The sequence below is a fragment of the Microvirga sp. KLBC 81 genome, from assembly GCF_003075415.1.
GTDB lineage: Bacteria > Pseudomonadota > Alphaproteobacteria > Rhizobiales > Beijerinckiaceae > Microvirga.
On record NZ_QDAH01000080.1, the window covers coordinates 1 to 19,141 of the forward strand.

The window sequence follows — 19,141 nt, forward strand, 5'->3', positions numbered from 1 at the left end:
AAGAGAAGCTGCGCTTTGCCATCCGTGAGGGCGGGCGTACCGTCGGCGCCGGCGTCGTCGCCGCCGTGATGGACTAAGACGAAATCAGGTGGCGGTTTATCCGCCACCTGTCGACCCGCTCGCAGGAGTGTAGCTCAATCGGCTAGAGCACCGGTCTCCAAAACCGGGGGTTGGGGGTTCGAGTCCCTCCACTCCTGCCAGCGGGTCGACAAAGCGGACGTTTTCGATTAAGAGGCGTCCCCAAGATGGTTTGAACAGGTGGCGCGAGGCTAAGAACAGCCTCGCGCCCCTTCAATTTGGGCTCAAGCGTGCCCTTAGGGACGTTCGCAGCCTCTCATAAGCCTGTGGACGCAAGCGAAATGGCGAAGACGAACCCGTTCGATTTCATACAGCAGGTCCGCTCGGAAGCCGCGAAGGTGACCTGGCCGACGCGCAAGGAGACCATGATCACCACCGCCATGGTGTTCGTGATGGTCGTGGTGGCGAGCGTATTCTTTCTGGTCGTCGATCAGGCGATCGGCTGGGGCGTTCGCTCGGTGATCCTTGGGCTTGGCGGTTAAGGGGTGGATGGCATGACGAAGCGTTGGTATATCGTCCACGCCTACTCGAATTTTGAAAACAAAGTGGCTCAGTCGATCAAGGACCAGGCAGCGCAGCGCGGCCTGGAGGACAAGTTCGACGAGGTCATGGTGCCGACCGAGAAGGTTGTCGAGGTGCGCCGCGGCCGTAAGGTCGATACTGAGCGCAAGTTCTTCCCAGGCTATGTCCTGGTGAAGTGCGACCTGACCGACGAAGTCTATCACCTCATCAAGAATACGCCGAAGGTGACGGGCTTTCTGGGCGCCGACAAGGCCAAGCCGGTTCCGATTCCGGACCGCGAGGCCGAGCGCATCAAGGGGCAGGTGGCCGAGGGGGTCGATCACCCGAAGCCGTCCGTCAGCTTCGAAGTCGGCGAGCAGGTGCGCGTTTCCGACGGCCCGTTTGCGTCCTTCAACGGCGTCGTCGAGGAGGTCGACCACGCCCGGGCCCGCCTCAAGGTGGCGGTGTCCATCTTCGGCCGCGCCACGCCGGTCGAACTCGAATACGGCCAGGTCGAAAAGATCTGATCCGTCTGAAAGCGGTGGCTTCAACCCTGCCGCTTTCCTGGCTTCTCTATGAGGCCATTCATCCGCGGGAGGTCTGCCCGGTCGCCAGCCGGGAGCAACGGACTGTACCGCGATCTGCAACTACCGCCTCGTTCGGTTGGCTCCGGGCGGGTGGTCCATTGGGAGCAGTCCTATGGCAAAGAAAATTTCGGGCTATGTTAAGCTGCAAGTGCCCGCCGGCGCGGCCAACCCGTCGCCGCCGATCGGACCTGCGCTGGGTCAGCGCGGTTTGAACATCATGGAATTCTGCAAGGCCTTCAACGCGAAGACCGCGCAGATGGAGAAGGGCACTCCGATCCCGGTGATCATCACCGCCTATCAGGATCGTTCCTTCACCTTCGAGATGAAGCAGCCCCCGGTCTCGTACTTCCTGAAGAAGGCCGCGAAGATCGACAAGGGTTCGCAGACTCCCGGTAAGGGCGGCACCGTCGGCCGTGTCACCCGCGACCAGATCCGCGAGATCGCCGAGAAGAAGATGGCCGATCTCAACTGCGACACCGTTGAATCCGCTATGGCCATGATCGAGGGCTCCGCGCGCTCGATGGGCATGGAAGTGGCATAAGGAGGGCACGATGGCTAAGGAAGGTAAGCGCATCCGCGCCGCCCGCGAGGGCATCGATGCCAACAAGCTGTATCCGCTTCAGGATGCGGTGAAGCTGATCAAGGAACGCGCCAAGGCGAAGTTCGACGAGACTATCGAGATCTCGATGAACCTGGGCGTCGATCCTCGTCACGCCGACCAGATGGTCCGTGGCGTCTGCAACCTGCCGAACGGCTCTGGCCGTACGGTGCGCGTTGCTGTGTTCGCCCGTGGCGCCAAGGCCGATGAGGCCAAGGCTGCCGGTGCCGACATCGTGGGTGCCGAGGAACTCTTCGAGACCGTCAACGGCGGCACGATCGAGTTCGATCGCTGCATCGCCACCCCGGACATGATGGGCCTCGTCGGCCGTCTCGGTAAGGTGCTCGGCCCGCGTGGCCTGATGCCGAACCCGCGCGTCGGCACGGTGACAATGGACGTCAAGGGTGCCGTCGAAGCCGCCAAGGGCGGCGCCGTCGAGTTCCGCGTCGAGAAGGCTGGCATCGTCCACGCCGGTATCGGCAAGGCCTCTTTCGACGAGGGCAAGCTCGTGGAGAACATCAAGGCTTTCGCCGATGCCGTCTCCAAGGCGAAGCCCACGGGCGCGAAGGGCACCTACATCCAGCGCATCGCCGTTTCCTCGACGATGGGCCCGGGCGTGAAGGTCGATCCCGCTTCGGTGCTGAGCGCTTAAGGCGAGCGGTTCGCTAAAAGAAGTGGCCCGGTGCTCAAGTGCCGGGCCTTTTTGTTTCACGAGACTAGACGTCGGGCTGTTGTTGCTTCCGGTCGAGAGGTTCCAGTAATGACCGACAGGTCCGCCGCTCTCCTCCAAAGACTCGAACGGCATAGATTCTGGGTGGCGTCCATCGGCTTCAGAGGAGAGCAGTTGATTGCGTCAGATCTGGATCTCACCGGTATCGACCTGAAAAGACACGAACTGAGCTAAGCCGAAATTCCAGGGCGCCGATTGGTCGGGGGGCGGCTTGCCGGAGCGAACCTGTCGGGCAGTAATCTCGGTTCGGCGAAGCTCGCTGGCGCGGACCTGGGCGATTCAGTGCTCGCCAAAGCCAATCCTGATTATGCGGATCTATCCAATGCCTGCCTTGTCGGTGCCAATCTGCGACGCGTGAGCCTCTTCGAAGCAAAGCTGGCCTATGCTGACCTACGCGGCATCGACCCGCGTGGTGCCTATATGCATGGCGCCGACCTTCGTTGGGCCAATTTGGAAGACGCGGACCTGACTGGAGCAACGCTGACAGCTTGCCTCTTCAACGAGGTTCCCTGAGGTGGGCTTTGCCCATTCCGTTGCCTAACTGAAGGGTTTAAAAGGGCAAGGCGCGATACTAAGTTGCGCAAATAAATCGCGAAATGTCTCGCAAAAGCCTCTTGGCAATCAGTCTAAGAAGGCTTATTAGAACGCGTTGAGTTTCCAACATATGCCGAAGCTGCGCTTTTGCGCGTGCTTCTGGCTGCGAATCCACTCCGGAGACGGAGTGGTGACAGGCCGGCGGGTCAAAGGGCAACCTTTGGCGCGTTCCGGCTATGTCCTGTCCGAGACTGCAGGCGCCGGCTTGTCCGGCTTAATTCGTGAGGGCCTGCATAGACGGGGAAGCCGAGTTTCATGCCTGTTCAACGCAGGTAGCGAGTATCGGTTCGAACCATCTCACCCTTTGCGCCGCTAGGCGTGACAGGGGGACAGGGCTTGCGAGAGCGCCGTTCCGGTGCCTCAGGTGCAAGCCTGGGCCTTGAACGGCAGGTGCAACCGGCGGACATATTCCGCCAACCGGAGAGAGCCCAGTGGATAGAGCAGCAAAAAGCGAGCTCGTCTCGACACTCGGCGACGTGTTTAGCAACACGAGCGTCGTTGTCGTGGCCCACTATGCTGGCCTGACGGTCGCTGACATGCAGAAGCTGCGCACGCAGATGAAGCAGGCCGGCGCCACCGTGAAGGTCGCGAAGAACCGCCTCGCCAAGATCGCTCTCGAAGGCACGGACGTCGCGTCCATCTCGGGCCTTCTGAAAGGTCCGACCCTGATCGCTTACTCGAGCGATCCGGTCGCGGCTCCCAAGGTCGCTGTCGATTTCGCCAAGGGTAACGACAAGCTCGTTATCCTCGGTGGCGCGATGGGCACGACCGCTCTGAACGTGGACGGAGTGAAGGCGCTTGCCACCCTTCCGTCCCTCGATGAACTGCGCGCTAAGCTGGTCGGCCTCATCCAGGCTCCGGCCACGAAGATCGCTCAGCTCAGCACGGCGCCGGCGGCAAAGCTCGCCCGTGTGTTCGGAGCCTATGCCAAGACAGGCGAAGCGGCGTGAGGCCGTAACCTCAATCACTAACCCGTTCGAACCGAACTTAAGGATCCAAAAATGGCTGATCTTGCCAAGCTCGTTGACGATCTGTCGTCGCTGACCGTTCTCGAGGCCGCCGAGCTCTCGAAGATGCTCGAAGAGAAGTGGGGCGTTTCCGCTGCCGCTGCCGTGGCCGTCGCTGCTGCTCCTGGCGCTGGCGGTGCCGCTGCTGCTCCGGCTGAAGAGAAGACCGAGTTCACGGTCGTTCTCGCCGCTGCCGGCGACAAGAAGATCGAGGTCATCAAGGAAGTCCGTGGCATCACGGGCCTCGGCCTCAAGGAAGCTAAGGACCTCGTCGAAGGCGCGCCGAAGCCCGTCAAGGAAGGCGCTTCCAAGGACGAAGCCGAGAAGATCAAGGCGACCCTCGAGAAGGTCGGCGCCAAGGTCGAGCTTAAGTAATTTTGCGGCCTTCGGGCCGCAGGGTTACCCCCGAGAAATCGGGGCTCAAAAACACGCGGTCCCAGGCATTTTTGCTTGGGGCCGTTGTGTCGTCAAAGAGGCAAGGCTTCTGCGGCGGCACCGAGAAGGGCTCGCAACGAGCCCGGATTTGTCCGGAAAAACCGGCGCTTTTCGCCGGGCGGCTAATCCAGGGTCCCGATCCCCGGGGTTCTCGATTAGGCGTGTATGAGGAACGAGGTCCAGATGGCCAATACACTGATCGGCCGGAAGCGCATTCGCAAGTTCTTCGGGAAAATCAAGGAAGTGGCGGAGATGCCGAACCTCATTGAGGTTCAGAAGGCATCTTACGACCAGTTCCTGATGGTCGAAGAGCCAAAGGGCGGCCGGCCGGAAGACGGCTTGCAAGCCGTCTTCAAATCGGTTTTTCCGATTTCGGACTTTTCGAACACTGCTCTGCTCGAATTCGTGAAATACACGTTCGAGTCCCCGAAATACGACGTTGACGAGTGCCGTCAGCGCGGCATGACCTTTGCCGCTCCGCTGAAGGTGACGCTGCGTCTCATCGTGTTCGATGTGGACCCGGATACCGGCGCCCGCTCCGTAAAGGACATCAAGGAGCAGGACGTCTACATGGGCGACATGCCGCTCATGACGGACAACGGTACCTTCATCGTTAACGGCACCGAGCGCGTCATCGTCTCGCAGATGCACCGTTCGCCGGGCGTGTTCTTCGACCATGACAAGGGCAAGACGCACTCCTCCGGCAAGCTGCTGTTCGCGGCCCGCATCATCCCGTATCGCGGTTCCTGGCTCGACATCGAGTTCGACGCCAAGGACATCGTGTATGCCCGTATCGACCGTAAGCGTAAGATTCCGGTCACGTCGCTGCTCTACGCTCTAGGCCTTGACGGCGAGGAGATCCTCAACACCTTCTACAACCGTATCGTCTACACCAAGACGAAGGATGGCTGGACCATCCCTTACGACGCGGAGCGCATGAAGGGCTTCAAGGCTTCCGTCGACCTCATCGACGCGAAGACTGGCGAAGTCGTGCTCGAGGCCGGCAAGAAGCTGACCGCTCGCGCTGCCCGCCAGCTCGCCGAGAAGGGCCTCAAGGCCTTGCGCGTGACGGACGAGGATCTCGTCGGCCAGTACATCGCCGAGGATCTCGTCAATCCGCAGACGGGTGAGATCTACGCCGAGGCCGGCGACGAGATCGAGATGACGGTTGACGCCAAGACCGGCGATCGCAAGGGCAACCTGGTCGACCTGATCAGCCTGGGCTACACCGAGATCCCGGTTCTCGATATCGACCACGTCACCGTTGGTCCTTACGTCCGCAACACGCTGGCCATCGACAAGGCTTCCTCCCGCGAGGACGCTCTGTTCGACATTTACCGCGTCATGCGTCCTGGCGAGCCGCCGATCCTCGAGACGGCAGAAGCCATGTTCAACTCGCTGTTCTTCGACGCCGAGCGCTATGACCTCTCGGCGGTCGGCCGCGTGAAGATGAATATGCGCCTCGACCTCGATGCCGAGGACACCGTGCGCACGCTGCGTCGCGAGGACATTCTCGCGGTGACGAAGGCGCTCGTGGACCTGCGCGACGGCAAGGGCGAGATCGATGACATCGACCACCTCGGCAACCGCCGTGTGCGTTCGGTCGGCGAGCTCATGGAGAATCAGTACCGTCTCGGCCTGCTGCGCATGGAGCGCGCGATCAAGGAGCGCATGTCGTCTGTCGATATCGACACCGTCATGCCGCAGGACCTGATCAACGCGAAGCCTGCCGCTGCTGCCGTGCGCGAGTTCTTCGGCTCCTCGCAGCTCTCGCAGTTCATGGACCAGACCAACCCGCTCTCCGAGGTCACGCACAAGCGTCGTCTCTCGGCTCTTGGCCCGGGCGGTCTGACCCGCGAGCGCGCCGGCTTCGAGGTGCGCGACGTGCACCCGACGCACTACGGCCGTATCTGTCCGATCGAGACGCCGGAAGGCCCGAACATCGGTCTGATCAACTCGCTGGCCACCTTCGCTCGCGTGAACAAGTACGGCTTCATCGAGACGCCGTTCCGCCGCGTGCGCGACAGCCGCGTCACGGACGAGGTCGTGTACCTCTCCGCCATGGAAGAGGCGAAGTACAACATCGCCCAGGCGAACTCGCCGCTGGATGCCAAGGGCACGCTCACCGAAGAGCTGGTGATCTGCCGCCGCGCTGGTGAAAACATCGTGGTTGCGCCTGATCGCGTGGACCTGATGGAAGTGTCGCCGAAGCAGCTCGTGTCGGTCGCTGCCGCGCTCATCCCGTTCCTCGAGAACGACGACGCGAACCGCGCTCTCATGGGCTCGAACATGCAGCGTCAGGCCGTGCCTCTGGTTCAGGCGGACGCTCCGTTCGTCGGCACCGGCATGGAAGCGGTCGTGGCCCGTGACTCCGGCGCTGCGATTGCAGCCCGCCGCACCGGCATCGTCGACCAGGTGGACGCGACCCGTATCGTTATCCGCGCGACGGAAAACACGGATCCGACCCGCCCTGGCGTCGATATCTACCGCCTGCAGAAGTTCCAGCGCTCCAACCAGTCGACCTGCATCACGCAGAAGCCGCTGGTCCGCGCCGGCGACATGGTCCGCAAGGGCGACATCATCGCCGACGGCCCTTCGACGGAGTACGGCGAGCTGGCTCTCGGCCGCAACGTGCTCGTCGCGTTCATGCCTTGGAACGGCTACAACTTCGAAGACTCGATCCTCCTCTCCGAGCGCATCGTGAAGGAAGACGTGTTCACCTCGATCCACATCGAGGAGTTCGAAGTGATGGCCCGCGATACGAAGCTGGGTCCTGAGGAAATCACGCGCGACATCCCGAACGTGTCGGAAGAGGCGCTGAAGAACCTCGACGAAGCCGGTATCGTGTACATCGGCGCCGAAGTCCATGCAGGCGACATCCTCGTCGGCAAGATCACGCCGAAGGGCGAAAGCCCGATGACGCCGGAAGAGAAGCTCCTGCGCGCCATCTTCGGTGAGAAGGCTTCCGACGTTCGAGACACCTCGCTGCGCGTGCCCCCGGGCGTGACCGGCACCATCGTCGAAGTCCGTGTCTTCAACCGTCACGGCGTCGACAAGGACGAGCGTGCCCAGGCTATCGAGCGCGAAGAAATCGAGCGTCTCGCCAAGGACCGTGATGACGAGCAGGCGATCCTGGACCGCAACACCTATGCGCGTCTGGCCGAGATCCTGAACGGCAAGAAGGGCGTGGCCGGGCCGAAGGGCTACAAGAAGGACACGGCGATCACCCGCGAGCTCCTCAACGAGTATCCGCGGTCGCAGTGGTGGCAGTTCGCGGTCGAGGACGATGCTCTGATGACCGAGATCGAGGCCATGCAGAAGCAGTACGACGAGTCGAAGAAGCGCCTCGAACAGCGCTTCCTCGACAAGGTCGAGAAGCTGCAGCGCGGCGACGAGCTTCCGCCCGGCGTCATGAAGATGGTCAAGGTCTTCGTGGCCGTGAAGCGCAAGATCCAGCCCGGCGACAAGATGGCCGGCCGTCACGGCAACAAGGGTGTCGTGTCGCGCATCGTTCCGATCGAGGACATGCCGTTCCTCGAGGACGGCACCCATGCGGATATCGTGCTCAACCCGCTCGGCGTGCCGAGCCGCATGAACGTGGGGCAGATCCTCGAGACGCATCTCGGCTGGGCTGCTGCCGGTCTCGGCAAGCAGGTCGCTCAGGCTGTCGATGCCTACATGAGGTCCGGCAAGTCCAAGGGCCTGCGCGATGAACTCGTGTCGATCTACGGCAACCTGCCGGAGATCGAGCAGGCATCCGACGAGGAGCTGGTGGAACTCGGCAACAAGCTGCGTCGCGGTGTTCCCTTCGCCACGCCCGTCTTCGACGGTGCGAAGGAGGCGGACATCGAAGCCATGCTCCAGAAGGCTGGCCTCGACCCGTCGGGTCAGGTCACGCTGTATGACGGCAAGACCGGCGAGCCTTTCGATCGCAAGGTCACGGTGGGCTACATCTACATGCTGAAGCTCCACCACCTCGTGGACGACAAGATCCACGCCCGCTCCATCGGTCCCTACAGCCTCGTTACCCAGCAGCCGCTGGGCGGCAAGGCCCAGTTCGGTGGCCAGCGCTTCGGCGAAATGGAGGTCTGGGCGCTCGAGGCTTACGGTGCCGCCTACACCCTTCAGGAAATGCTCACGGTCAAGTCCGATGACGTGGCCGGCCGTACCAAGGTCTACGAAGCCATCGTTCGTGGCGACGACACCTTCGAGTCGGGCATTCCGGAGAGCTTCAACGTTCTCGTGAAGGAAATGCGTTCGCTCGGCCTGAACGTCGAACTGACCAATTCCAAGAAGGCTGCCAACGAGGCGGAGCAACTGCCTCCGTCCGAGGCCGCCGAGTAAGGTGCGAAAGCGCTTTTGAATTCGAGGTTAGGCCGCGACATTCGAGCCGCGGCCCCATGCAATTGCCGGTGAGGGTGCTTATGTGAGCGCCCTTCAGCCCAGGAGACGGCGATGAATCAAGAGGTCATGAATCTCTTCAACCAGACGGCTCAGCCGCAGAGCTTCGATCAGATCAAAATCTCGATCGCAAGCCCTGAGAAGATTCTGTCCTGGTCCTACGGCGAAATCAAAAAGCCCGAGACCATCAACTACCGCACGTTCAAGCCCGAGCGCGACGGCTTGTTCTGCGCGCGCATCTTCGGCCCGATCAAGGATTACGAGTGCTTGTGCGGCAAGTACAAGCGCATGAAGTACAAGGGCGTGATCTGCGAGAAGTGCGGCGTCGAAGTCACGCTCGCTCGCGTCCGTCGCGACCGCATGGGTCACATCGAGCTGGCGGCTCCGGTCGCTCACATCTGGTTCCTCAAGTCCCTGCCGAGCCGCATTGGTCTGCTGCTCGACATGACCCTGAAGGATCTGGAGCGCATCCTCTATTTCGAATCCTACATCGTCGTCGATGCCGGCCTGACGCCCCTCAAGGACCGTCAGTTGCTGACCGAGGAAGAGTACATCCGCGCCCAGGACGAGTACGGCGAGGACAGCTTCACCGCCATGATCGGCGCGGAAGCCATCCGTCGCATCCTGCAGGAGCTCGACCTTGAGAAGACGGCCCAGGACATCCGTGAGGAAATCGCGGTCACCACTTCGGAGCTGAAGCCGAAGAAGCTCATGAAGCGCCTCAAGATCATCGAGGCGTTCATCCAGTCGGGCAACAAGCCCGAGTGGATGATCATGACCGTCGTTCCGGTGATCCCGCCGGATCTGCGTCCGCTCGTGCCACTCGACGGCGGCCGCTTCGCGACGTCCGATCTGAACGACCTGTACCGCCGTGTCATCAACCGCAACAACCGCCTGAAGCGGCTCATGGAGCTGCGCGCTCCGGACATCATCGTCCGCAACGAGAAGCGCATGCTGCAGGAGGCGGTCGACGCCCTGTTCGACAACGGCCGCCGCGGCCGCGTCATCACCGGCGCCAACAAGCGTCCGCTGAAGTCGCTCGCCGACATGCTGAAGGGCAAGCAGGGTCGCTTCCGCCAGAACCTGCTCGGCAAGCGCGTCGACTACTCGGGCCGTTCGGTCATCGTGGTGGGTCCGGAGCTCAAGCTGCATCAATGCGGCCTGCCGAAGAAGATGGCTCTCGAACTCTTCAAGCCGTTCATCTACGCCAAGCTCGACGCGCGCGGCCTGTCCGCCACCGTCAAGCAGGCGAAGAAGCTGGTCGAGAAGGAGAAGCCCGAGGTTTGGGATATCCTGGACGAGGTCATCCGCGAGCATCCGGTGCTGCTCAACCGCGCTCCTACGCTCCACCGCCTCGGCATCCAGGCCTTCGAGCCCACCCTCATCGAGGGCAAGGCGATCCAGCTGCACCCGCTCGTCTGCGCCGCGTTCAACGCGGACTTCGACGGCGACCAGATGGCCGTCCACGTGCCGCTCTCGCTCGAGGCTCAGCTCGAAGCCCGCGTGCTGATGATGTCCACCAACAACATCCTGCACCCGGCCAACGGTCAGCCGATCATCGTGCCGTCACAGGACATCGTTCTGGGCCTCTATTATCTCTCCATCGTCTCCGACGGCCAGCCCGGCCAGGGCAAGGCCTTCGCCGACATGGGCGAAATCGAGCATGCTCTGAACGAGAAGGTCATCACGCTCCACTCCAAGATCCGCTACCGCTGGGAAGGCGTGGGTGAGGACGGCAAGCCCTACACCAAGATCGTCGACACGACCCCCGGTCGCGTCATGCTCTCGCGCCTGCTGCCGAAGCATCCGGCTCTGTCCTTCGACGTCGTGAACAAGCTCATGACGAAGAAGGAAATCTCCAACATGATCGATGCCGTGTACCGGCACTGCGGTCAGAAGGAGTCGGTGATCTTCTGCGATCGCATCATGGGCCTGGGCTTCTACAATGCGTTCCGTGCCGGCATCTCGTTCGGCAAGGATGACATGGTGATCCCGGAGAACAAGTGGCAGATCGTCGAGGAGACCCGTGCCCTCGCGAAGGACTACGAGCAGCAGTACCAGGACGGCCTCATCACCCAGGGTGAGAAGTACAACAAGGTCGTCGACGCCTGGGCGAAGTGCTCGGATCGCCTCGCCGCCGAGATGATGAACCGCATCTCGACCGTCCAGAAGGACGATCAGGGTCGCGACAAGCCGGTCAACTCGATCTACATGATGTCCCACTCGGGCGCTCGTGGTTCGCCGGCTCAGATGAAGCAGCTCGCCGCCATGCGTGGCCTCATGGCCAAGCCGTCGGGCGAGATCATCGAGACGCCGATCATCTCGAACTTCAAGGAAGGCCTGGACGTTCTCGAGTACTTCAACTCGACCCACGGCGCCCGCAAGGGTCTGGCTGACACCGCGCTCAAGACTGCGAACTCGGGTTACCTGACCCGCCGTCTCGTGGACGTGGCGCAGGACGCGGTCATCCGTGAGACGGATTGCGGTACCGAGAGGGGCATCAAGATGCGCGCCATCATCGACGCCGGCCAGGTGGTCGCGTCGCTGGCGTCCCGTATCCTGGGCCGTTCCACGGCCGAGGATCTGGTGGCCCAGGATGGCACCGTGATCGTGCCCAAAGGCACGATGATCGAGGAGCATCACCTTGAAGCCATTGGCGCTGCCGGCATCCAGGAAGTGAAGATCCGTTCGGTGCTCGTCTGCGAGTCCAAGAACGGCGTCTGCGCCACCTGCTACGGTCGCGATCTGGCTCGCGGTACTCCGGTCAACCACGGCGAGGCTGTCGGCGTGATCGCTGCTCAGTCCATCGGCGAGCCGGGCACCCAGCTGACGATGCGTACCTTCCACATCGGTGGCGCGGCTCAGATCGCCGACTCGTCCTTCATCGAGTCGAGCTTCGAGGGCATGATCGGCTTCCGCAACAAGAACATTGCGCGCAACTCCGACGGCGACCTCGTCGTCATGGGCCGCAACGTGGCTGTTGTGATCACCGGTCCGGACGGCACCGAGCGTGCGGTTCACCGCCTGCAATACGGCTCGCGTCTGAAGGTGGACGAGGGCGACACGATCAAGCGCGGTCAGCGCATCGCGGAGTGGGATCCTTACTCCCGTCCGATCCTGACCGAGATCGAAGGCACCGTTGGCTACGAGGATCTCGTGGACGGCGCGTCGATGATCGAGTCCATGGACGAGTCCACCGGCATCGCCAAGCGCGTGGTCATCGACTGGCGCGGGTCGGCCCGTACGGCCGACCTCCGTCCGGCCGTGATCATCGAGGGCAAGGGCGGCAAGGTTGCCAAGCTCGCCCGCGGCGGTGACGCCCGTTACCTCCTGCCCGTGGACGCGATCCTCGCGGTCGATCCCGGCTCGAAGGTCAAGGCTGGTGACGTTCTGGCGCGTGTCTCGACCGAGAGCGCCAAGACCCGCGACATCACGGGCGGTCTGCCGCGCGTGGCGGAGCTGTTCGAGGCTCGTCGTCCGAAAGATGCGGCCATCATCGCGGAGAAGTCCGGCACGATCCAGTTCGGCCGCGACTACAAGAGCAAGCGTCGCCTGACGCTGAACCCGCACGATGGTTCGGAGCCGGTGGAGTACCTGATCCCGAAGGGCAAACACATCCACCTGCAGGACGGTGACGTGGTCGAGATCGGCGACTTCATCGTGGACGGCAATCCGGCCCCGCACGACATCCTTGCGATCAAGGGCGTCGAGGAGCTGGCAGCCTACCTCGTGAATGAGATCCAGGAGGTCTATCGTCTCCAGGGCGTGCTCATCAACGACAAGCACATCGAGGTGATCGTTCGCCAGATGCTGCAGAAGGTTGAGATTACCGAAGGCGGCGATAGCGAGTTCCTCACCGGCGAGCAGGTCGACCGCCTCGAGTTCGAGGAGGCCAACGAGCGCCTCGTGGCCGAGAAGAAGAAGCCCGCCGAAGGCGTGCCGGTTCTGCTCGGTATCACCAAGGCCTCGCTGCAGACCCGCTCCTTCATCTCGGCGGCGTCCTTCCAGGAGACCACCCGCGTCCTCACCGAAGCGGCGGTCAACGGCAAGGTCGATACCCTCGAGGGCCTCAAGGAGAACGTCATCGTCGGCAGCCTCATTCCGGCTGGCACGGGTGCCATGACAGCCCAGATCAAGGCCGTGGCCTCCCACCGCGACGAGCTGATCCTTCAGCAGAAGCGCTCCGAGTCGGCTGCCCAGGTCAACGAGCTGCCCCCGGCAGCCGAGTAACCTGGCAAGGCTTCATTGAGATTGAAAAGGCCGCCTTCGGGCGGCCTTTTTTGTTGGGATAAAAGTCTCGGGAGAAGGTTTATTGCAACATTGTTCTTGTCACTGAACGGGAATTTGGTATCCTGTTACTGACCACACGGGGGGTGCCATGACTGTGCCCGTCTTGGTGGGGGCTCAGCTCCACCTCAACACGTTGACTGCCGGTTATCAGGGGCACGTCAAGATCGAGTCCTTGAAGGACGGAGGCTTTGTCGCCGTTTGGGAGGACCATAGCCAGATCGGTCAAAGCACCAAGGTTATCCGAGGCCAAGTCTTCAATGCCGATGGCACCAAGAAAGGTGCCGAATTGGTCATCAGCGGGACTTCTCAGGAGATGCGTGGCTGGCCAAGCATTGCTGTGCTCAACGATGGCCGGTTTGTTGTCGCATGGACTGAAAACTCCAGTTTCGGGACTCTCGCAAGAGTTTACGATAAGGACGGCGTTCCTGCAGGTGATCCATTCTCTGTCGCCACGTCGGTCGTCAGCGCACCAACGCAATCATCCATTGCTGCTCTCGCCAACGGAGGCTTCGTCGTCTCTTCCACATCTTGGAGCAATTTTTCGGACAGCGACATCACGGCCCAGGCCTTTGATGCTAATCTCCAACGCATCGGGAGCCAGGTTCGCGTCAATACCACAACAACCGACAGCCAGCTGGAATCCTATGCCATTCGCTTCGGGCAAGGATATGCTGTCTTCTATGACGACTACAGTAGCAGCCCTGACGACCCGGTTGCCTTCACTCTTCGAGGGCGGATCCTGGCGGCCGATGGACAAGAGGTCAAAGCCGAATTTCTTGTTCCCAACGCAGGTCTTGGCCGCAAGGGATCATCATCCGCCACATCCCTGGCAAATGGCAACTTCGTCGTGACATGGACAACCGACGGCAGCGGCACGGTCGACACCAGGGGGCAGGTCTTCAGGGCCGATGGCTCCAAGCTCGGCGCAGAGTTCCTTGTCGCCGGTGGGGCCGATACTCAGCTCTACCCGGTCGTCACGGCGCTCCCCAGCGGCAGGTTTGCTGTCACCTATGATCATATCGTCGAGCCGACCGAGTCGGATCCGGGACGGACCGAGATCCGCTTGGCTGTTTTCAATGCGGATGGGACACGCTACCTGGAAACCGATTTCCTCGTCGCTTCCTTCGCGACGGCTTGGCACGAAAAGCCCGATATCACGCTCCTGGCCGGCGGCAAGCTTCTGATCGCCTGGGAAAATTCACTCACCGTTCCAGAGGATGCCGGTGGTGGCGTCTATGCTCAGATCGTGGACATAGGCGAAAATCCCAGCGGTCCGACAGACATCGAACTGAGCAATGTGGCTGCTCCCCAAGAGATGTCACTTGCCGATACGGTAGTCGGAGATTTAGCTGCGACAGGTCCAATTGGGAGCAGTTTTGCCTTCCAGATCCAAAAAGCGGACGGGACATGGGATAGCTCGGACGGTCGGTTCAAGATCGAAGGAAGCCAGCTCAAAGTCGCCAATGGTCTGCTGCTCGATTACGAGCAGGCCAAGTCACATACCGTCAGGATCAAGGTTACGGACGGCGACGGACGCAGCTACGAGGAGAGTTTCTTTATCGGGGTGACTGATCTTAACCTCGAGCGGATTGTCGGCACGTCGGGCAACGATATCTTCGTTGGTGGGTCAAGCAATGATATCATGTATGGTGGCGCCGGCAACGATACGCTCAAAGGCGGAGGCGGCGCGGATCGCCTGAACGGTGATACTGGCAACGACACCTATTACGTCGACAGCAGATATGACATCATCGGCGAAGCCTCTGCCGGAGGCACTGCCGATCAGGTTTATACCTCGGTAAGCTATTCCTTGGGCCTTTACGTCGAGCGCCTCTTCGCCATCGGCACAGGTGCCCTTACACTCACGGGAAGCAAACTGAGTAACGCTATTACTGGCAATGGTGCCGCTAATCGGCTCTATGGCAATGCAGGAAACGACACCGTCAATGGCGGGGCGGGCAACGATACGCTCTCGGGCGGTTCAGGCTCCGACAAATTCATCTTCAATTCGGCGCTGAATGGCCGGTATAACCTTGACGCGATCACAGATTTCGACCCGCGCTACGACACCATCCTGCTGGAAAATGCAATCTTTCGGAAGCTCCTCAAGACTGGCACCTTGAGCAGCGCCTTCTTCAAGGTAGCCACGCGGGCCACGGATGCGAACGATTATATCATCTACAATAAAGGCACTGGTTGCCTGTACTACGACGCTGACGGTTCTGGGCGGGGAGGGGCAGTCGCCTTCGCTAAGTTCAAAGAAGGAACAGCGCTGACCCATGCTGATCTATATGTCGTCTAGGTGAAAGCAGGCTGCCGGTGGAGGGGCCGCACTCAGACGGCCACGGGACTCGTAAGGGAGGGCGAGGCCGAGGCTTGAAGGCCACAGAAACCCTAAACTGTGGTCTTGCCGCTCTTGAAGAGCGGCGCAGGTGGTACAATCTAGGCCTGAGGCGGGAGGGGGCGACTCTCGGTCCGATCCTTTCCGGTTGGTTAGCGGAAATCTGTTGACTTTCCCCGACTCGGGCGCTAGAGAGACCGGACTTTCCGGCTGGCCGTAGGTTTCCGCGAGTTGAAGCGCCTAGTTTCGACCCATGCCACCTAAACGCTGCCGAACTCAACCTTGACTGACACATGTCAGATTTAGGGCACGACCGCGGTGCCAGATCATCGTGGTCCTCTGCAATCGCACCGCGCCAAGGGCTTTTCCGAGCCAATGGCGTGGCTTCGTTTTGTGCAACCTGATGGGTCCGCAGAAACGTTGGTGCGGCGTTAAACCGTTTGAGACACACAAAGGCCACCTCGGTGGCTGGTGAAAGAGGGCACAGGATGCCAACGATCTCTCAGCTGATCCGCAAGCCGCGGACGGCGCAAAAGAGCCGGAATAAGGTTCCCGCGCTTGAGGCCTGCCCGCAGAAGCGCGGCGTGTGCACGCGCGTTTACACCACGACCCCGAAGAAGCCGAACTCGGCTCTCCGTAAGGTCGCCAAGGTTCGCCTGACCAATGGCTTCGAAGTCATCGGTTACATCCCGGGCGAGGGCCACAACCTTCAAGAGCACTCCGTGGTCATGATCCGCGGCGGTCGTGTGAAGGACCTTCCGGGTGTTCGCTACCACGTTCTCCGCGGTGTCCTCGACACCCAGGGCGTGAAAAATCGTAAGCAGCGTCGTTCGAAGTACGGCGCGAAGCGGCCGAAGTAAGCCGTCAACAACAACTAGGTCGGAGCTCGCTCATGTCCCGCCGCCATAGCGCCGAAAAGCGTGAGATCATCCCGGATCCCAAGTTCGGTGATGTCGTCGTCACGAAGTTCATGAACTCCATCATGTACGACGGCAAGAAGTCCGCCGCCGAGCGTATCGTTTACGGTGCGTTCGACGTCGTCGAAAACCGTGCCAAGGCCAACCCGCTTGAGGTCTTCAAGCAGGCCCTCGACAACGTCGCCCCGGCGATCGAGGTTCGTTCCCGCCGCGTTGGTGGTGCGACGTACCAGGTCCCGGTCGAAGTTCGTGCCGAGCGCCGTCAGGCTCTCGCGATCCGCTGGATCATCCAGGCTGCTCGCGGCCGCAACGACAAGACCATGGTCGAGCGTCTCTCCGCCGAGCTGCTCGACGCCTCGAACAACCGCGGCAATGCCGTGAAGAAGCGCGAAGATACCCACCGTATGGCCGAAGCCAACCGTGCGTTCTCGCACTACCGCTGGTAACGGTAAGGAGCTTAAGCGATGCCCCGCTCGCACGCGATTGAGGACTACCGCAACTTCGGCATCATGGCTCACATCGATGCCGGCAAGACGACGACGACTGAGCGCATCCTGTACTACACCGGTAAGTCCCACAAGATCGGTGAAGTGCACGAGGGTGCCGCTACCATGGACTGGATGGAGCAGGAGCAGGAGCGTGGCATCACGATCACGTCCGCTGCGACCACCTGCTTCTGGAACGGCAAGCGTCTGAACATCATCGACACCCCCGGCCACGTCGACTTCACCATCGAGGTGGAGCGCAGCCTGCGCGTCCTCGACGGTGCTGTCTGTGTGCTCGACGGCAACCAGGGTGTCGAGCCCCAGACCGAAACCGTTTGGCGCCAGGCCGACAAGTACGATGTTCCGCGTATCGTGTTCGTCAACAAGATGGACAAGACCGGCGCGAACTTCTTCAAGTGTGTGGCCGACATCATCGACCGCGTGGCCGGCAAGCCTGTCTGCCTCCAGCTCCCCATCGGTGCTGAGAGCGACTTCAAGGGCGTGATCGACCTGATCAAGATGAAGGGCATCGTCTGGTCCGGTGAGGCTCTCGGTGCGAGCTTCAGCGAGGTGGAGATCCCGGCTGACCTGCTCGATCAGGCCAAGGAATATCGCGGCAAGCTCGTCGAGGCTGCGGTCGAGATGGACGACGAGGCCATGATGGCCTACCTGGACGGTCAGGAGCCGGACGAGGCGACCCTGCGCCGCCTGATCCGCACCGCCGTGCAGCGTCGCGCCTTCCACCCGGTGCTCTGCGGTTCCGCGTTCAAGAACAAGGGCGTTCAGCCGCTCCTCGACGCTGTCGTCGACTTCCTGCCGTCTCCCATCGATCGCGGCGAGATCAAGGGAATCGACTTCAAGACCGAGGAGGAGACGGTCCGTAAGCCTTCCGACGAAGAGCCGTTCTCCATGCTCGCCTTCAAGATCATGGACGATCCCTTCGTGGGCACGATCACCTTCTGCCGCGTGTACTCCGGCAAGGTCGAGTCTGGCGCTTCGATCCTGAACTCGACCCGCGACAAGAAGGAGCGCGTCGGCCGCATGCTCCTCATGCATGCGAACAACCGCGAAGACATCAAGGAAGCCTATGCCGGCGACATCGTCGCTCTGGCTGGCCTCAAGGAAGTCCGCACCGGTGACACGCTCTGCGATCCCAACAAGGCCGTGATCCTCGAAAAGATGGAGTTCCCCGAGCCCGTCATCGAGATCGCCATCGAGCCGAAGTCGAAGGCGGACCAGGAGAAGCTCGGTTTGGCTCTCGCCAAGCTCGCTGCTGAGGACCCGTCCTTCCGCGTCTCCACCGACACCGAGTCTGGCCAGACGATCCTGAAGGGCATGGGCGAACTGCACCTCGACATCAAGGTCGACATTCTCCGTCGTACCTACAAGGTCGACGCGAACATCGGTGCTCCGCAGGTGGCTTATCGTGAGACGATCACGAAGAAGACCGAAGTGGACTACACCCACAAGAAGCAGACCGGCGGTACGGGCCAGTTCGCTCGCGTGAAGCTGGTTGTTCAGCCGAACGAGACGGGTGCTGGCTTCTCCTTCGAGTCGAAGATCGTCGGTGGTGCGGTTCCGAAGGAATACATCCCGGGCGTCGAAAAGGGCCTGCAGTCGGTCGTGGGTGCTGGTGTCATCGCCGGCTTCCCGGTGGTCGATCTCAAGGTCGAGCTCATCGACGGCGCCTTCCACGAAGTCGACTCGTCGGCCCTGGCCTTCGAAATCGCCTCTCGCGCGGCTCTCCGTGAAGCTCTCCAGAAGGGCTCCTCGGTTCTGCTCGAGCCGGTGATGAAGGTCGAGGTTGTGACCCCAGAGGACTACACGGGTTCGGTCATCGGCGACCTCAACTCCCGTCGTGGCCAGATCCAGGGTCAGGACATGCGCGGCAATGCCGTGGTCATCAATGCGATGGTCCCGCTCGCCAACATGTTCGGCTACGTGAACACCCTGCGCTCCATGAGCCAGGGCCGGGCCAACTACACCATGCAGTTCGACCACTACGAACAGGTGCCGTCGAACGTGGCTGCCGAGGTTCAGGCGAAGTACGCCTGAACCCACTAAAGCGAATATTGGAATATCAAAGGAACGGGTGCCACGATGGCGAAGGAAAAGTTTGAGCGGACGAAGCCGCACTGCAACATCGGGACGATTGGTCACGTCGACCATGGCAAGAC

13 protein-coding genes, 1 tRNA gene and 1 pseudogene are annotated in these 19,141 nt (G+C 61.4%); all 15 read left to right on the top strand.

Features of this window, described 5'->3' with window-relative positions:
• Positions 1–77, top strand: a pseudogene (locus DC522_RS27345) (elongation factor Tu); the annotation flags it as partial.
• A gap of 46 nt (positions 78–123) precedes the next feature.
• Positions 124–200, top strand: a tRNA-Trp gene (locus tag DC522_RS27350).
• 159 nt (positions 201–359) lie between these two features.
• Positions 360–560 (top strand): preprotein translocase subunit SecE, encoded by a 201-nt coding sequence (gene secE / locus DC522_RS27355; protein ID WP_047192276.1) that lies wholly within the window; start codon positions 360–362, stop codon positions 558–560.
• 12 nt (positions 561–572) lie between these two features.
• The gene (gene nusG, locus DC522_RS27360; RefSeq protein ID WP_116531720.1) at positions 573–1,106 is read left to right on the top strand and encodes a transcription termination/antitermination protein NusG; all 534 of its coding nucleotides are present in this window, start codon (positions 573–575) and stop codon (positions 1,104–1,106) included.
• A 172-nt stretch (positions 1,107–1,278) separates the two neighbouring features.
• A complete protein-coding gene (gene rplK / locus DC522_RS27365; protein ID WP_047192274.1) occupies positions 1,279–1,707 on the top strand; it encodes a 50S ribosomal protein L11 in 429 nt (142 codons plus the stop codon).
• A gap of 10 nt (positions 1,708–1,717) precedes the next feature.
• Positions 1,718–2,416: a 50S ribosomal protein L1 gene (rplA, locus tag DC522_RS27370; protein WP_116531721.1), complete on the top strand. Its 699-nt coding sequence runs from the start codon at positions 1,718–1,720 to the stop codon at positions 2,414–2,416.
• A 273-nt stretch (positions 2,417–2,689) separates the two neighbouring features.
• Positions 2,690–3,007, top strand: a complete 318-nt coding sequence (locus DC522_RS27375) for a pentapeptide repeat-containing protein (protein WP_116531722.1) — start codon at positions 2,690–2,692, stop codon at positions 3,005–3,007.
• Between the two features lie 512 nt (positions 3,008–3,519).
• A complete protein-coding gene (rplJ, locus tag DC522_RS27380) occupies positions 3,520–4,038 on the top strand; it encodes a 50S ribosomal protein L10 (protein ID WP_116531723.1) in 519 nt (172 codons plus the stop codon).
• A gap of 51 nt (positions 4,039–4,089) precedes the next feature.
• The gene (gene rplL, locus DC522_RS27385) at positions 4,090–4,470 is read left to right on the top strand and encodes a 50S ribosomal protein L7/L12 (RefSeq protein ID WP_116531724.1); all 381 of its coding nucleotides are present in this window, start codon (positions 4,090–4,092) and stop codon (positions 4,468–4,470) included.
• 243 nt (positions 4,471–4,713) lie between these two features.
• Positions 4,714–8,874, top strand: coding sequence for a DNA-directed RNA polymerase subunit beta (gene rpoB, locus DC522_RS27390; protein ID WP_116531725.1), 4,161 nt, complete (start codon positions 4,714–4,716; stop codon positions 8,872–8,874).
• A gap of 111 nt (positions 8,875–8,985) precedes the next feature.
• The gene (rpoC, locus tag DC522_RS27395) at positions 8,986–13,161 is read left to right on the top strand and encodes a DNA-directed RNA polymerase subunit beta' (RefSeq protein WP_116531726.1); all 4,176 of its coding nucleotides are present in this window, start codon (positions 8,986–8,988) and stop codon (positions 13,159–13,161) included.
• Between the two features lie 232 nt (positions 13,162–13,393).
• Positions 13,394–15,523 (top strand): calcium-binding protein, encoded by a 2,130-nt coding sequence (locus DC522_RS37115; protein WP_165820335.1) that lies wholly within the window; start codon positions 13,394–13,396, stop codon positions 15,521–15,523.
• 527 nt (positions 15,524–16,050) lie between these two features.
• On the top strand, positions 16,051–16,422 hold the full coding sequence (rpsL, locus tag DC522_RS27405; protein WP_019400023.1) for a 30S ribosomal protein S12: 372 nt from the start codon (positions 16,051–16,053) through the stop codon (positions 16,420–16,422).
• 32 nt (positions 16,423–16,454) lie between these two features.
• Entirely contained in the window at positions 16,455–16,925 is a 471-nt protein-coding gene (gene rpsG / locus DC522_RS27410) for a 30S ribosomal protein S7 (RefSeq protein WP_116531728.1), read from the top strand.
• An 18-nt stretch (positions 16,926–16,943) separates the two neighbouring features.
• Positions 16,944–19,019, top strand: a complete 2,076-nt coding sequence (gene fusA, locus DC522_RS27415; RefSeq protein ID WP_116531729.1) for an elongation factor G — start codon at positions 16,944–16,946, stop codon at positions 19,017–19,019.
• Positions 19,020–19,141 lie beyond the last annotated feature (122 nt).

What these genes read in the sequence shown, in the direction of transcription:
- secE (WP_047192276.1), top strand. Translation starts at nt 360, where the DNA reads ATGGCGAAGACGAACCCGTTCGATTTCATACAGCAGGTCCGCTCGGAA.
- nusG (WP_116531720.1), top strand. Translation starts at nt 573, where the DNA reads ATGACGAAGCGTTGGTATATCGTCCACGCCTACTCGAATTTTGAAAAC.
- rplK (WP_047192274.1), top strand. Translation starts at nt 1,279, where the DNA reads ATGGCAAAGAAAATTTCGGGCTATGTTAAGCTGCAAGTGCCCGCCGGC.
- rplA (WP_116531721.1), top strand. Translation starts at nt 1,718, where the DNA reads ATGGCTAAGGAAGGTAAGCGCATCCGCGCCGCCCGCGAGGGCATCGAT.
- rplL (WP_116531724.1), top strand. Translation starts at nt 4,090, where the DNA reads ATGGCTGATCTTGCCAAGCTCGTTGACGATCTGTCGTCGCTGACCGTT.
- rpoB (WP_116531725.1), top strand. Translation starts at nt 4,714, where the DNA reads ATGGCCAATACACTGATCGGCCGGAAGCGCATTCGCAAGTTCTTCGGG.
- rpoC (WP_116531726.1), top strand. Translation starts at nt 8,986, where the DNA reads ATGAATCAAGAGGTCATGAATCTCTTCAACCAGACGGCTCAGCCGCAG.
- rpsL (WP_019400023.1), top strand. Translation starts at nt 16,051, where the DNA reads ATGCCAACGATCTCTCAGCTGATCCGCAAGCCGCGGACGGCGCAAAAG.
- rpsG (WP_116531728.1), top strand. Translation starts at nt 16,455, where the DNA reads ATGTCCCGCCGCCATAGCGCCGAAAAGCGTGAGATCATCCCGGATCCC.
- fusA (WP_116531729.1), top strand. Translation starts at nt 16,944, where the DNA reads ATGCCCCGCTCGCACGCGATTGAGGACTACCGCAACTTCGGCATCATG.